This window comes from Picosynechococcus sp. PCC 11901 (assembly GCF_005577135.1).
In the GTDB taxonomy this organism is placed as follows: domain Bacteria; phylum Cyanobacteriota; class Cyanobacteriia; order Cyanobacteriales; family MRBY01; genus MRBY01.
Map to the genome: position 1 here is coordinate 37305 of NZ_CP040356.1, position 14540 is coordinate 51844.

Sequence of the window (14540 nt, forward strand, 5' to 3'; positions counted from 1 at the left end):
ANATGANTTAANGAAAAAAGAGTTGCACAAAAAAGATGCCAAGAACAAAGGCGATCGCCATCAGAGCCAAGATGGTGAATAAAGACTCACAGAAGCGGTCAAATTCCCGGCGTTGACGCCGCCGAAAGGAAATTTTCTGTTCAATCTCAGCTTGTTGAAGCTGTAATTGTTTGTCCCGGATTTTCAACGCCCGTTCATGTTCCCGACAAAAATCCATTAAGAATCGGAGGAGGAACTCTCTGGCAGCACAGACGACTCCCCCGGCAACACAGAAATATCGAGGATATCATCCCCATAAAGAGCAGCATCAAACTTGCGTTGGAACTCTTCGGAGCGTCCAATCTCATTGATACGCTTCCAGAAAGACTCAACAACAATTTTACGAGCAGCAGCCCGTTGTTCCTTGAGAACATCAGGGGTTTCCCGAATGATCTGCTCAGCAAAAGTCGTCGATTTCTGCTGTAGGAAGTCAGTCAGTTCCGACTCTAAAGCTAAAGTTGGCTCTGAAAGATTCGCAGAATCTAAGGCCTGAACTGTGGGAGTTTGATAATGGAGGACATCAAGAGCTTCTTTACAGGAAAGATTATCTTTGTCCATCAGCTGCCAAACTTGATCAAAAATATCAATTTGTTCAGGTAAAAAATCTACGGCATTATGGTCAAAACCGAGAGCCTTAAGAATTTTATTGACCTTAGCAGTCGAAGTAGCGTAACGAGAAACAAGAGTTTGCTTATCCATGATGTAAAAACCTAAAAATTGTCTTGAATGTCAAAAATGTTCAGGGAATCTTCCTGTATCACCGCATCAGGCTGAAATCGAACAGCATTAGATGAGGTTCCATAAGTTGCCAATAAAGTTCTAAGAGCAGAAATGTCCTGTTCCAAGCGGCGAATTGATTCCTGTGCCTGCATCGCAATTTGGTCAGGGGAAGCACCTAATCTCTGCAAAACATAGGGATAACGCGAGATGAGCAAAATATCCTCCAATTCCTTTTGCAATGTGCAACCGGGGATATTTTTTAGATCCTCAATGATCTGACGGAGTGGACTGTTGTTGGAGGAATAAAAAGAATGTCGAAGCCGCTCCCTAGACATGGGTAGACCCTTCCAAACTAAGTAATAAACCATAACAATCAGTAAAACGATGGGCCATCACAGAATCGGCAACACCAGACTTAAGGACAGCACGGGAAAGATGCTTGGCCCAGCCCAACTTACAGGAGAAAAAATCAGCAACTTGACGCTGGAATAGAAGAGCAGTCCCGCCGCCACAAAGCACGTAATCAGCAGGATATTGTTCAGCCAAAAAATCCTGTAGCTGTTGCCAATACGCAGGTAAAACAGCGTCAACAGCCCTTTGCAGATCCCGTGGAAAATGGCGACTTGTAAAAAGCATTTGAGCCAACGTAATCTCATCCTTATAGCCAGTGCGGGCCTTGACCTCTTGGACGAACCAGCGAAAGCCCAGATCATTGGTGACGGATTCTTCTAAAACAGGAAAACCATTTTCAGTCACAAGCCACGAGGCATTACGATGACCGATCACAAAAATAGCGACTCGTGCGGCACGGATATCGAGGGTTTTCGGCAGACCCTTTAAAAAGAGTCCAGCCCCTTCTGGTCGGATGGCAATTTTAGTAAAGGCGAACGATTGAGCCCGACCGCAATATTCAACGGCGGCGGCAGCCAGTTGTAAATTTTGGGTCAACTGCTCTTTGGTGGCATATTCATCAAAAGGGTAAGAGAACACCCAGCTCAATCGGCAAGGCACAATGCTCATGGTTTTGAATGTGGGATAAAACCCCCAAAATTTTGTAGAGCGCTTTTGTAAATTTACGATCCTGATTGCGAACAGCTGAACCGTAAAATTTTTTCGCAGCAGCCCCAAGCAGATAACAGCCATCAGGATCACTCACCCAAGCATTTTCAATGTGCGGATAGGCATGATTGGGCTGAAGACGACGATGATGGGGATAGTCGAGGGGAACCTCGGCACAGTAGGGCGTCATCGCGAAACATTTAATGGAATGGTTTGGCAGCTGATAGGCGACTTTAGTGGCACTACTACCAGGGTCAATGGCAATTTTGAGTAACGTCATAGAAATACCTCCTGTCTGAATAGAGCGAAGAGGCAACAAAGTTCGGATAAAAATCAGAAAAAGTTTTGGGAAAGGCAGAAAAAAAGTTTTGCAGGGGAAAAGGAGTTTTTGGGAGGGTGCCAATTATTCGCCAGGTTTGCGCCACAAATGCGCCATTTTTCGGCGATCGCCACAGAACAATTATCTGACGTAACCCAAAAGTTCCTGACACCGATTCGGGGTATCCAGCGGTTGTTCTTAGATTTGGACTATGTCGTTGATCCAGAAGTGGGTAGCGATCGCGTCGATACCCTCAAGCTGTTTTTATAGAGTTATGTTTATTTCTGGTGTATGGAGGAGAGGAAAGAAAAAGCGTATCCTGCTGAATTAAGCAAAAACCAACAAGGATACACCCATGGATAAAGATAGTCTGATTTCGTTACCATCACCAGAAGCAACAGGAACTTTCCAAGACACATTAACGGAAATCCTACGTAAAGGTGCCTGTCAACTCATCGCCCAAGCAGTAGAAGAAGAGTTACAAAATTTTCTAGCTCAGTACAAAGACCAACGAGACAAACAGGGACGAAAAATGGTGGTACGCAATGGCTATTTGCCAGAACGCTCAGTCATCACAGGTATCGGAGAAGTCCAGGTAAAAGTACCAAAGGTACGAGACCGCAGCGGCAGCGGCATAAAATTCAATTCCTTGCTGCTGCCACCCTACCTAAAACGCAGCAAGAGCACAGAGGAGTTACTGCCATGGCTATATCTAAAGGGCATCTCAACAGGAGATTTCCAAGAAGCCCTAGGGTCATTACTGGGAGAGGAAGCAAGTGGATTGTCTCCAGCAACGATTAGTCGCCTGAAGCAGAAATGGGTCGGGGAGCATCAAGCCTGGCAACAGCGTTCCTTGCAACAAAAGCGCTATGTGTATGTGTGGGCAGATGGGATTTATTTCAACATCCGCGCCGAAGAAAGACAATGCATTCTGGTGCTCATCGGTGTGACGGAAAACGGCGAGAAAGAATTGCTAGCCCTAGCGGCAGGATATCGTGAATCGGCATTGAGCTGGAAACCCCTGCTGCTGAGCCTCAAACAGCGCGGCTTGGCCATCGCTCCAGAACTGGCCATTGGCGATGGTTCTCTGGGATTCTGGAATGCCTTGGCTCAGGTTTATCCCGAGACCCGCAAACAACGATGTTGGGTACACAAAACGGCAAATATCCTCGATAAATTACCCAAGAAACAACAAATGGAAGCGAAGGAGGGCATTTGGCAGATTTATCGCGCTGGGACTAAAGCCGATGCTCTACAAGCCTATGAGCGTTTTATCCAAACCTATGAAGCCAAATATCCAGAAGCGACAAAATGTCTGGAAAAAGACCGCGATAGTCTGTTTACCTTCTTTGATTTTCCAGCACCCCATTGGCAGCATATTCGCAGTACCAATCCCATTGAATCGACTTTTGCGACCGTGAGATTGAGAACCGATAAAACCAGAGGATGTGTTTCCAAGGCAACGATTCTGGCCTTGGTATTCAAACTAATGCAGAGTGCTCAGAAACGGTGGTTGCGCATTCGAGGCTTCAAATATCTTGCCGATGTCATTGAAGGAGTTCCATTTAAAGATGGATTGAAAGTTCAAAAAACACCCCCATCATCTCAACAACAGGATGCCGCTTAATTCTTTCTCATACACCAGATTTGACAATAGCCCCTTCTCGACTGAGGCGGGCCTCTAGATGGGCGAGATTCTTAGTTTTAGGGGCTGGTTTCATGGAGGTACGAAGGAATGACAATTGACCATACTCCAAATATATCCGGCAATTTGCCGTACATCTATGAATGCCCGTACTATCGAAATATCACTATACTCCCCGACAGATAAAGCCACTCCAGTAAGTCTACAGAAGGATTTTGACCGATATCTCTCCCTTATAGATCCATCTCCTAGCGTCGAGCTAATTTTCTCTATCTTACGAGTCCGGTTTCAACTACCAAGGCAGCTAAGCCATCATTGGTTTGGCTCTATCAGGGAAGTTTGTAAAGTTTTATTAAATTATTACTGCTTCAATGCCCTTAAACAGACGATGCCATAATCCACGACTTTCCGTCACAGTGACGTAGCAACGCCAGATTAGCTGATATAAATCTCTCCTAGGGGGCTTTCCCTTTCCTGGAGAAGATCCTGTAGAATTAGAGAAATTTAAAAAAGACGAGGGTCAGCGGAAAAGCCCAAAAGCTAGAATCCCACCGACCCATCGAAAAACTTTTGACCGGGTTTTCGATGGTTATATTCTAGCAGCTTTTTTGCTGATTCTCCAACCCCCCCATCTGGAGAATAAAAAAANTGACTGCTTTTGCCATGATTACCGCCGATAGTGACTNCCTCCTCAACCAAGTCAGTCGCTGCGCCGCNACCCTCTACAACTGGCTTCTACGCAAACGTCCCGCCGGTACAACCTTTGAAGTAGACCTCGATACTTTCCGCCACTGGACTGGCAAATTCCGCAAGAAACCCTACTGTTCTAAGTGGATCCGNCAGGCCNTGACCGAACTCGCAAACATTGGTCTCGTCGATATTCAGCGCCAGTACAACAGCAAAATCTACAAACTCGCCGCTTATCGTCCCGGGAATAAAACTTCCCAAATNGAGAACAAAACTTCCCAGTTTGGGAATAAAACTTCCCAAAAACGCGCCTCAAACCCTGATGCTGCCGTACCTTCTTATATAGATACTAAAGATCCAACAGATCAGGCTTGTTCTGCTGTTCAATTAAAATTTTCTTTTTTGGATTTCCAGGCTACTGATGTACTGGAACAGAAAACTCAGTCTAGCCAAAGGAACAATGTTAAAAACCATGAAGCTGGAAATGCAGTAACTGGTGAAACTCACAAATTAGACCAAAAGCAAGAAAAGCTGCCGGGCCAAAGTGTAGAATCAACAAGAAATATCAATGGGGATGATGGTGGGCTGATATCTGGGGAACAAGTAATTAATCCACAGGAAGTGGCTGAAACCATGACTGGGGACAAGACTGGGGCTGTTGGGTTTGCCAAGGAATTGAGGCAAAAAGAGAAAGAGAAAGATAAGCGAACTCCAGTTCAGGAAGCTAGGAACGTTACAACTCAAGCCATTGAGGAAAAACAACTGCAGACGGAAGAAGCGGATAAAGCGGATGTGGTGGTAAATNCCCAAGCCAAGGCTCATTTGGAACGGCTTGATGATCTAGGGATTGTGNTGAATCCTTCTCTGGTGCGGTTAGTGAAAACGACGGCGGCAGAAATTATTGAAGGGGCGATCGCCGCCTATCAGCGGTATCGGCGTGACCACTATGTGAAAAATCCAGCGGGCTTTTTTGTNTATGCAGTCAAGAATGCAGTGGCCAACAATCACACAAGCGAAAGGGCGAATTTCTTCTACTGGTTTGAGGCGATGAAGAAGTTGGGGCGTTTGGGTTACTACGAAGAGGTGGATGGGGATTATCTGGTGCGGGATGGCATTCATCTGGTGTCCTGGCAGGTGCTAGTGGACCGGGGCTGGACTTGTGAGTATTTGCAGAAACGACTGCAGCGCTAACTTGGCTAATACTCTCGGTAAAGTAGAGATTCACAATTGATCTTTAAAATCTGCTTTTCAGATCCCAAACACCAATCACACCACAAAAAACCATGGCGATTACTATTGCACTACCCGATGATCTTGCAGAACAATCCATCGCTCTTGCGCTCCACCTCGACCTTTCCTTGGAAGCTTTGACTGTTATGGCTCTTGAGGAAATCTTGGATAAGCATCGACGCCAGTCTCCGGCAGATTTAGAGTTGGCGCAAAAAATGAAAATTGCCCAATGTGGTATCGAAAAATATCAGCAAGCCTTAATTGAGTTAGCCCGATGAAAAAACCGATTTGGTTAAATGCCGCAGATATTTATGGCATCCATCAAGCAGTGATTGCAGCATCAGGTGGACAGCCCGGTATTTTAGCTGCGGGGTCAATTATGGCAAGTTTGCATAAAGCGAAAAATGTTTTCTACTACTCCCAGAATCGAGATCTTTGTGATTTAGCGGCAGTCTATGCCTATGCCTTTACCAAAAATCATTGTTTTGTCGAAGCAAATGAGCGAGTGGCTTTGATCGTTGTCTATACGTTTTTAGCGATTAATGACGTTGAATTAAATGCGCCACCAGCAGAAGCTGCTAGGCTATTTCGGGAAATATCTATGGGCCAGGCTCCCCAGGTTACAGAAATCGAAAAAATATCTTGCTGGTTAAAACGTCATACCTAGTTCAAAGCCTGGAGATTGGTTGCGCTGGTTGGTTACCCATAACGTTATGGGTAATCGCGCTAATGACTCACTCATGTTCGGAGCCTAGAGCCTCTCAAGCTTGGATGATTCTCCTCTTTTGCCCAGGTCTCGAAAAAATAATTTTGCGACTTTATCCGAATCTGGAATGCCCTTTGCTCTTAGGGATTGAAGCGTTCAAAGTTTTTTATGTCGCACTCAATTCATTTCAGACCCACTCGTTTGGTGGAAACCCTCAGCGTTCCCCTCAGTTTGTTATTGCTGAAATCGGGACAGCCGTCTTGGGCAATGATTCCCCTCTGTATCTATGCCCTTCTATTCACTCCCCAAGGGCTACGGGCATTTCAACGGTTAAAACCTCGGTCTAAATTCCTTGCGGCCCTGACTGGGTTAGCGATGCTGGGTTTATGCATCAGTCCTCCGGTAATGGCGATCGAGTATTCGTTCTTACTCCAAGCCACTCAAACCGCGATGGAAACCTGTATTTTCAGTCAAATTGCAGGTTTAGCGGTATTGTCTGGGTTAATTTTTACGGCGATTCGGGGCAGTGTTGTCCTTGGTTTAGCGTTCGTTGCCTTTGAGGCTTGGCAGGAAAAACGGAAACAGCAGGATTCTTCAGAGCAGATTAAAACGATTGTCTACGCAATTGTTTCCATTGTCGTGGTGGGGGCAATTGAACCGCTCATCATGGGTAGTGGTTGTGGGGGCTAAACATCATGTCTGTGAAAAATACGAAGGTCAATAAATCTTTTCGTCGCCGCGCCAATTTCTTTATCTTCAGCCCTGAACACATTATCCCGTTTGGCTTGTCGCTGTTTTTTGGCTTTATCGTTGTCGGGGTTTGGTGCCAAGCAAATTTTATCTGGGTCATGGTTTATACCTGTGCGCCCTTCATTACTTGGCTGATTGTTGCGGGTCACTCTCCGGCAAGAACAGCGGCGAAATATCAGCAGCCGCCCCGCTGGCGTCGCGGTCGGGGGCGACATTCGATGTGGCTTAAACGGACGCCGACTGTGGCAGTTAGTCGGCAAGTTTCAATTCAGGAGGAACTACGGTAATGGGTTTAGCAACGGCAGTTCAGGCTTTGCGGGGTTCTATGCCCACGGATTATTTGCCTGCAATTGAGAATTTTTTGGATCTCGTCAAAATTGTTTGTCTGCGAAAAGGGGGTCATGATGTCTGGGCGATCGCCAATACCCAAGGGGATTTAACCCAGTTTTCCTTTAGTGCCAGTTATCAGTGTATCCATAGCAATGAAGCCCATGAGCCTTCGATGGCGGGTTTACTATCGGTCTTGAAGGGGTTATCGGAGCAGGAAAAGCTCACTTTTTCGACCCAAGTAAATTCCCATTTCGAAGCTTCTCGAACGGAGCATTTACCGAATCCAGCGGCACAATTGCTTTGGCTGAACAAGGATCATACCCGCCGCCATCTCGCCCACAGCAAACAACGCAAACAAATTACCTATCGCATTGATAGTACGTTTACGGTCGATGGGTCAGCAGTGGATTCGGATAATGGGGTCGAAAAATTCTTCTCCAAAGTGATTCGCCGTTGGGAAGCTCTGTTCACCGATACCGAATATGAGCGGGAATACGACCAGTTGTTGACGCTATTTCAGTCTGCTTACCGGGCGGGAATTGAGTTTGAAAAAACCCTCTATGCCACGCTGAAACTAGATCAGGCGCAACTCTATGATGGCGATCGCCTCTGGGAGATGCTCAATCAAGCGATCGGCGGAAATTCGGCATTACCTTACTATTTGTTTGTCGATCTTGATGATCCCCAATCGGAAATTCTAGAGTTCAATCGAGCGGGTGAAAGGCTGATGGGACAACCGTTATCGCTATTATCCCAGCTCTTTACCGACGACAATTTTCCACGGGCGCATCAGGAACATCTCTGGCTTCCCGCACGGCAAGAATATTGCGCGATTCTGGGTTTTGAGGATTTGCCCGACGAGTTCACTTCACCGGAACATAAATATCGTTGGCTCTGGGATTGCTTGATTTCACTGGATCTCAGTGATTATGACCTGATTACCCAATACAGTTATGCCTCGGTGGATGGCGTGCGCAAATCCCTACAAAATTACACCAAACAGCAGCTCCGCACCTCCAACAAAAATGGGCAGGCAGACCAAACGGCGGTGGTTACCTCCGAGGAGGCGATGGAGGCGCAACGGCTGATTCAGCAAGGGGATTATCCGGTTTATGTCGGTGTGGCAATTCTCGTTTATGCCCCTGATTTAGACATTCTCCGCGATAAACTCACCCTCATTCGGAAGGGGTTCAATCGTCCCACTCGCCTGTTTCAGGAACGGGATTATGTCTGGCGAATTTGGCTACAAACTTTGCCGATCAAGTTGGAATTATTGTGGCGTTGTGCGGGTTTTGTGACGGGTGATTATCGGCTCTCCATCAATGCTTCAGCGGCGTTGGGCTTGGTCAATCTCACGGGCATCGTCAATCAGGCGGAGACAGGCACGGAATTTATCAGTATTCAGGGAGGCGTACCGTTTCGCGCCAGTCTGGAGGATGAATTTGGCAGTCCGCGCCACGGGGTCGTCTACGGCAGAACGGCTTCGGGTAAGTCAGTTCTGGTGGGCGATATGCTCGTGGAAGCAGCGTTTACAGGGGCGCAGATTACCTCCATGGATTTGGTCGTACCGTCTGAAACTGAGTCTTTAGAGGAGTCCCAGAAGACTTCCTCTACCTATTCGGCGTTGATTAAATTTCTTGGTGGCACGGAGTTTGATCCTTCCCGTGAAGCATCCAATATTTTAGAATTGCCAGATTTTTCTAACTTTTCGCCCCAAACTCAACTGGAGCGACGGGAGGCGTTTGTGGAATCTATTGAGGCAATGTTGCAAGCCTTGGTGCTGGATGGGGTTACTGATTCGGGTTTAGCCACGCAGGTTGAGTTTATTCTCACGACGGCGATCGCTCGTTTTTATCGTGATCCCGAAATTCTTGACCGCATTGCCCAGGCTCAAAAACAGGGAATTCATTCTGCGGCATGGCAAGCCTATCCGACCCTCCAAGATTTCTACGAGCGGATCAATTATTCACTAGTGCAAAACGACGACGAGGGGCAACGGCAGGCGGTTAATTTCATCCGTTCCGCCCTGATGAGTTGGATTGAAGGGGCAATGGGTAAGCAGATCGCCCAACCTTCTAGCGTTGATTTTTTCCGCACACCCTATCTGCAATTTTCCTGCCTCAAACCCAGTTCTGAGAAGAAAGCACGGGTTTTGGGACTGATGATTTGCAATATCGCCCAACGGCGCGCCCTGCAATGTTCCCGCTCTATTTTTTACATCGATGAAGCTTCTATCTGGCTCGAATATGCCGGTCTAGCAAGATATGTCGGTGTGCAAATGGCAACGGCGCGAAAGTCTGGTTTGACGGTTATTTTAACCACCCAAGATCCAGTGATCATCGAAACCAATGCCGCCAGTGCCAAGATGCGTACCAATCTTTCCTTGCGAATTACGGGACGAATCAACGGCGATGACATTGACCATTACCAACGAATCCATCGCACGCCTGAAGCCATCATCAGCGAAAACGTTGCCAGTACCTTTAAGGCCGACCCCCGTCGCGGCACTTCCCAGTGGCTCGTGGATGGCGATCGCCGCTATACCCACGGACGCTATTTTGCCAGTCCGATTCTCGTCGGTTTACTCGTCAACAACAAAGCACAGGTCATTGCCCGCGATCGCTTTTTTGAACAATACCCTAATCCCCTCGAAGCCGCTGCTCGGTGGGGCGCCCACTTCCAAACCTGTATGCAACAGGGCAAACAATTAGAGGATTTTTAACCATGAAAAACCGCACCAAAAAACTATTGATCATCATTCCCCTTTCCACGAGCATCATCCTCATTTCCACCGCTAAAAGCGAAGCCTCAGCCCTCGACATTCTCAGAAACACTTGGAACCAAACTACCCAAATTATTTCTGGTGCCTTTGAAACCTATGTCGCCAGCCATGTTGAAGACTTCCTTCAAGTCTATGTACCCCAAGGGATCGAGGCGATCTCAGGCGCATTAGGCTTGCCAGATCCCAGCGGTATTTTTGCAGAGATTCGTGACCAAGCCACCCTCAATCAAACAGATATTAACGACATTGCAGAAGGCATTTTAAGACAAACCGAAGTCGCTGCCGGTACTTCTAGTACCCTTGGAGAAATTGTTTTTTCTGCTGAAGGCCAACAAAACACCGAACAATTGGCGGAAACTGCCACACAAATTTCCAGCTCATCGGGCGAACTGGCAGAGCAATGTCAAAGTCTGAATATCACTCAGGAAGTTATGAAATGTATGACGCTACAGATGGCCAATGAAACCCAGCTTTCCCGCATTCAGATCGAGCAGAATCAGCAAATTCTTCAACAGCTTGCTACAAATAACATCGCTCAAGCTAATGTTGTCAAAACCCTGACTCGCGATGAACGCACTAAGCAAGCAGCACAGGATCAGGCTGCCAATCAGATTCTCCGTGAGGTGCAATTTAATAATGCACTAGTTGATGATCTTTAAGCTAGTTTATTTTCTTGAATAAAAAAGGAACAAGTTTCAAATTGGGCTTGTTCCTTTTTTATTCACTCGGCGATTCTTAGCTCTTTAGGACAATTAGAGACCATTTATAAAGTAAATCTTTAGGAAACTAGCCGACGCAACATCAGACGACTCATGGAAGCATAAATCCCTGCCTCCGACACTTCTGATAATTGCTCATAGTCTTTACTAAGGCGACGATAATAATTCAACCAACCAAATGTACGTTCAACAATCCAACGCTTCGGGAGTACCATGAATTCTTTACTGTTTCTNCTAATCACTTCCACCTTGGCTTGCACCATTAACCAGAGACTTAAGGCAAAGCGTCCTCCTCGATATCCAGCATCTACCCACATCAACCGCAATCGCTTCAACATCTGCTGTTGCTGCTCCCTTAGCTCCATCACTGCAGCAAGGGCAAAGGTTCGTTCTGAGCTATTTCCCTCGGAGACCATCACTTTGTAAAGTAACCCTAAACTGTCGACTAGCAAGTTTCTCCGTCTTCCTTTGACCTGTTTCCCGCCATCGAAGCCATAGACATCGCCCTTTTTTCTGTCGTCTTGACCGATTGGCTATCGGCAATCAGGACGCTAGGTTCTGGGGTTTTCCCCACTGCTTGACGGCAGCGAGTCCGCAAAGCATGGTTGATGTTTTCCCAAACTCCCTGCCTCTGCCATTTGCGATAGTAGTAGTACACCGTGGAGGAGGGAGGAAAGTCCTTGGGCAGATAGGCCCATTGACAACCGGTTTTGAGGAGATAGAAAATCCCATTGCAGACCTGTCGCATATCAGTAGTACGTGGATGACCGCCGGACTTTGGAGCAGGAATCAAGGGTTCTAGTAAAGCCCATTCTGCATCGGTCAGGTCACTGGGGTAAGAAGCTTGAGACATTGGTGCTATTCTCCTGTGTCGTTACGCTTATGCTTGACCTTAACGACTTCACGGGCAAAAATCCTGTTCTCTTTATCTTTACTTTATAAACACCCTCTAAAAAATAAGATTCAAGATCTNNNTGANCGAGCGNAGGAAAAGTGGGAGGGGGTCTTTAGTGAGGATTCTAAGATTACACTCACGCCTTCTCATTTATCAGTTTGTGTGCGATCGCTGGAAAATGTAAAGCTGTTCAACTCAAATTTAGACGTGATTGATGAAGCGTTTGAATATTTGGTGAACCAGAGTAGCAAAGGTGAGAAGGGGCAATATTTTACGCCGCGCTACGTGATTGATATGTGTGTAAAGATGCTCAATCCGCAAGAGGATGAGTACATGATCGACACGGCGGCGGGTTCGTCTGGGTTTCCTGTACATACAATTTTTCATGTGTGGAAGCAAATCCTAGAGGATGAAGGGATCGAGGCGAGTCATCTTTTTACCATCGAGGAAAAGCCCCATCGTTGTACGGAATATGTGGAGAAACGGGTTTTTGCGATTGATTTTGATGAAAAGTCGGTACGGGTGGCGCGGACTCTAAATCTTATTGCTGGGGACGGTCAAACGAATGTAATGCGTCTGAATACATTGGATTATGACGGGTGGGACGAAATCACTAAAGAGGAGTCGTGGAATGATACTTACAATGATGGTTTTAAGCGTTTAAAGAAGCTGCGGAAGAATAGCAATAGTTATAAAGAGTTTAAGTTTGATGTTCTTATGGCGAATCCGCCGTTTGCTGGGGACATCAAGGAAGGGCGCATTATTCATAAGTATGCGTTGTCAAAAAAGCCGAATGGTAAGTGGCAAACGAAAGTCGGGCGGGACATCCTGTTTATTGAGCGGAATCTGGATTTCCTGAAGCCGGGGGGCAGAATGGCGATTGTTTTACCGCAGGGTCGGTTCAATAATTCGTCGGATAAGCAGATTCGGGAGTTTATTGCGGAGCGTTGCCGGATTTTGGCGGTGGTGGGTTTGCATGGGAATACTTTTAAGCCACACACGGGCACAAAGACATCGGTGTTATTGGTGCAGAAGTGGAATGATGATCCGAGGGCTGGGGCGTTGTGTCCAAGGCAGGATGATTACAATATCTTTTTTGCGACCATGCAGAAGTCGGGTAAGGATAATTCGGGGGAAAAGATTTATCGGCGAATTGTGCCACCGGATGAGGAAGGTTTATCGGAGAAGGAAAAGGACAGGGAGTTATTGCTCGATGAGCATCAGCATTTGGTGATTGATCATGATCTGTTTAACCATGAGGGGTTAACGGAGGATGGCATTGCTGAAGCGTTTATGGAATTTGCGAAGAAGGAAAAGCTCAGTTTTTTTGAACAAAGCCCATTTGTTACGCCGTTTGATCAAGAAAAGTATGAGCGGTTAATGGATGGGCTAGAAGTTACAGAATTATCTTTAATTGATGTTTTAGAAGATAACAGATCTATCAGAATAGATAGTGAATATTTTCAATGGTCTTATTTGAAAAAACTAAAGCAAATTAAAAGACATAACTATCAATACGTTAGTGATTTTGCTTATGTGACGGATGGGATTCACGAATCAATCGATTTTGATGTAAATAGTCCAATCAATTTGATTTCAGCAAAATCTCCTAAAGAAAATATTTTTGATCTATCGAGAAATGAATGCATCTCTAATGTCCAACACAAGAAGAATCCAAGAACAGCTTTGAGTGAAGGAGATGTGATTCTATCAACTGTTGGAACAATCGGAAACTGTGCTGTCGTAGACTCCAATATTTTACCTGCAAACTCAGATCGACATGTAGGGATTATACGAGTTGAGAAAAGTTTCAAGCCTTACTTTTTATCTACATTTCTCTTATCTAAATATGGCAGATTCCAAACACTGCGAGAATCTACTGGCAATGTCCAACTCAACTTATTTATCTACAAAATAAAGTCTCTTAAAGTTCCTGTTTTTTCAGACGATTTTCAAGAAAAGATTGAGTATACTGTTTGTTCTGCCTTATATATGTTAAAGCAATCAAAAAAAACTTATCAAGAGGCTGAAGATCTATTATTGTCGGAGTTGGAGTTAAAGGATTGGGAGCCGACGGAGGAGACAGTTGCAGTTAAGCGTTTTTCTGAGTCATTTTTGCTGGGCGATGCAAGGTTAGATGCTGAATATTACCAACCCAAATATCAGAAAGTAATGAAAATCCTGCAACAATCTAGTTTGTGTATTGGGGATGTTACAAAATTGCAAAAACAAAAATTTAAACCATCGAAACAAGGAGTCTTTAATTATATTGAGATTGGCGGCTTAAATAGTGATGGTATTGCAAATGGGGAAGCCGTGAATATGCAAGATGCTCCGAGTAGAGCACAGTGGATTGTTCATAAAAATGATGTTATCACTTCTACCGTAAGACCAATTCGTCAACTATCAGCATTAATTGAAGCAGAGCAAGATCATTATGTTTGTTCGTCTGGATTTGCAGTTTTAAAGCCCATTAAGATAAAGCCAGAATTGCTGTTAGTCTATCTTCGTTTACCAATTGTCTGTGAGATTTTGGATCTCCATACAACAGCTAGTATGTATCCTGCGATATCAGTTCAGGACTTGCTGAAGATTCNAATTGCAATACCAAGTGATGTTAGAGGGTGTTTATAAAGTAAAGATAAAGAGAANAGGATTT

Annotated in this window: 13 protein-coding genes and 1 pseudogene; 9 read left to right on the forward strand and 5 right to left on the reverse strand. The window is 45.6% G+C overall.

The features are described 5' to 3' along the window. Positions 1-216 precede the first annotated feature (216 nt). From FEK30_RS00225 to FEK30_RS00240, 4 genes are read right to left on the reverse strand one after another with little or no spacing between them, the layout of a single operon-like run. Complete coding sequence (locus tag FEK30_RS00225) at positions 217-738, reverse strand: hypothetical protein (protein ID WP_138071037.1); 522 nt, start codon at positions 736-738, stop codon at positions 217-219. 11 nt (positions 739-749) lie between these two features. Next, positions 750-1094 carry a hypothetical protein gene (locus FEK30_RS00230; RefSeq protein WP_138071039.1) on the reverse strand — a complete coding sequence of 115 codons (345 nt, stop codon included), beginning with the start codon at positions 1092-1094 and terminating at the stop codon, positions 750-752. Beyond that, positions 1087-1749, reverse strand: a complete 663-nt coding sequence (locus tag FEK30_RS00235; protein WP_138071041.1) for an acetate and sugar kinases/Hsc70/actin family protein — start codon at positions 1747-1749, stop codon at positions 1087-1089. The genes FEK30_RS00230 and FEK30_RS00235 overlap by 8 nt, the downstream gene beginning before the upstream one ends. Beyond that, positions 1730-2098, reverse strand: a complete 369-nt coding sequence (locus FEK30_RS00240; RefSeq protein WP_138071043.1) for an acetate and sugar kinases/Hsc70/actin family protein — start codon at positions 2096-2098, stop codon at positions 1730-1732. Before FEK30_RS00240 ends, FEK30_RS00235 begins: the two co-directional genes overlap by 20 nt. Before the next feature lie 147 nt (positions 2099-2245). Between FEK30_RS00240 and FEK30_RS16590 the strand changes: the two genes are divergently transcribed. The 8 genes from FEK30_RS16590 (at position 2246) to FEK30_RS00280 (ending at position 10926) form a co-directional block, all read left to right on the forward strand. Further along, positions 2246-2407: a hypothetical protein gene (locus FEK30_RS16590; protein WP_168191081.1), complete on the forward strand. Its 162-nt coding sequence runs from the start codon at positions 2246-2248 to the stop codon at positions 2405-2407. Between the two features lie 85 nt (positions 2408-2492). Then, positions 2493-3764 (forward strand): IS256 family transposase, encoded by a 1272-nt coding sequence (locus FEK30_RS00245; protein ID WP_138071019.1) that lies wholly within the window; start codon positions 2493-2495, stop codon positions 3762-3764. 1988 nt (positions 3765-5752) lie between these two features. After that, complete coding sequence (locus FEK30_RS00255) at positions 5753-5977, forward strand: hypothetical protein (RefSeq protein ID WP_030008031.1); 225 nt, start codon at positions 5753-5755, stop codon at positions 5975-5977. Continuing rightward, positions 5974-6366: a type II toxin-antitoxin system death-on-curing family toxin gene (locus tag FEK30_RS00260; RefSeq protein WP_030008032.1), complete on the forward strand. Its 393-nt coding sequence runs from the start codon at positions 5974-5976 to the stop codon at positions 6364-6366. The genes FEK30_RS00255 and FEK30_RS00260 overlap by 4 nt, the downstream gene beginning before the upstream one ends. Before the next feature lie 243 nt (positions 6367-6609). Further along, entirely contained in the window at positions 6610-7095 is a 486-nt protein-coding gene (locus FEK30_RS00265) for a hypothetical protein (RefSeq protein WP_255447801.1), read from the forward strand. 5 nt (positions 7096-7100) lie between these two features. Beyond that, positions 7101-7442 carry a hypothetical protein gene (locus FEK30_RS00270; protein ID WP_065711970.1) on the forward strand — a complete coding sequence of 114 codons (342 nt, stop codon included), beginning with the start codon at positions 7101-7103 and terminating at the stop codon, positions 7440-7442. After that, positions 7442-10207 carry a putative type IV secretion/conjugal transfer ATPase gene (locus FEK30_RS00275; RefSeq protein ID WP_138071049.1) on the forward strand — a complete coding sequence of 922 codons (2766 nt, stop codon included), beginning with the start codon at positions 7442-7444 and terminating at the stop codon, positions 10205-10207. The genes FEK30_RS00270 and FEK30_RS00275 overlap by 1 nt, the downstream gene beginning before the upstream one ends. A gap of 2 nt (positions 10208-10209) precedes the next feature. Next, positions 10210-10926: a hypothetical protein gene (locus FEK30_RS00280; protein WP_138071051.1), complete on the forward strand. Its 717-nt coding sequence runs from the start codon at positions 10210-10212 to the stop codon at positions 10924-10926. Between the two features lie 119 nt (positions 10927-11045). On the opposite strand, the gene FEK30_RS00285 is transcribed toward FEK30_RS00280, so the two are convergent. Continuing rightward, positions 11046-11839 (reverse strand): IS5 family transposase gene (locus tag FEK30_RS00285; RefSeq protein ID WP_138071053.1). Its coding sequence is split into 2 segments (ribosomal slippage): positions 11046-11506 and positions 11506-11839, totalling 795 coding nucleotides; the frame shifts between segments, so codons are not numbered across the junction. A 96-nt stretch (positions 11840-11935) separates the two neighbouring features. Here FEK30_RS00285 and FEK30_RS00290 point away from each other — a divergent pair. Then, positions 11936-14048, forward strand: a pseudogene (locus FEK30_RS00290) (N-6 DNA methylase); the annotation flags it as partial. Positions 14049-14540 lie beyond the last annotated feature (492 nt).

Bases quoted from the DNA above. Each gene is read 5' to 3' on its own strand.
- FEK30_RS00225 (WP_138071037.1), bottom strand. From the start codon at position 738: ATGGATAAGCAAACTCTTGTTTCTCGTTACGCTACTTCGACTGCTAAG.
- FEK30_RS00230 (WP_138071039.1), bottom strand. From the start codon at position 1,094: ATGTCTAGGGAGCGGCTTCGACATTCTTTTTATTCCTCCAACAACAGT.
- FEK30_RS00240 (WP_138071043.1), bottom strand. From the start codon at position 2,098: ATGACGTTACTCAAAATTGCCATTGACCCTGGTAGTAGTGCCACTAAA.
- FEK30_RS16590 (WP_168191081.1), top strand. From the start codon at position 2,246: ATGCGCCATTTTTCGGCGATCGCCACAGAACAATTATCTGACGTAACC.
- FEK30_RS00245 (WP_138071019.1), top strand. From the start codon at position 2,493: ATGGATAAAGATAGTCTGATTTCGTTACCATCACCAGAAGCAACAGGA.
- FEK30_RS00255 (WP_030008031.1), top strand. From the start codon at position 5,753: ATGGCGATTACTATTGCACTACCCGATGATCTTGCAGAACAATCCATC.
- FEK30_RS00260 (WP_030008032.1), top strand. From the start codon at position 5,974: ATGAAAAAACCGATTTGGTTAAATGCCGCAGATATTTATGGCATCCAT.
- FEK30_RS00270 (WP_065711970.1), top strand. From the start codon at position 7,101: ATGTCTGTGAAAAATACGAAGGTCAATAAATCTTTTCGTCGCCGCGCC.
- FEK30_RS00275 (WP_138071049.1), top strand. From the start codon at position 7,442: ATGGGTTTAGCAACGGCAGTTCAGGCTTTGCGGGGTTCTATGCCCACG.
- FEK30_RS00280 (WP_138071051.1), top strand. From the start codon at position 10,210: ATGAAAAACCGCACCAAAAAACTATTGATCATCATTCCCCTTTCCACG.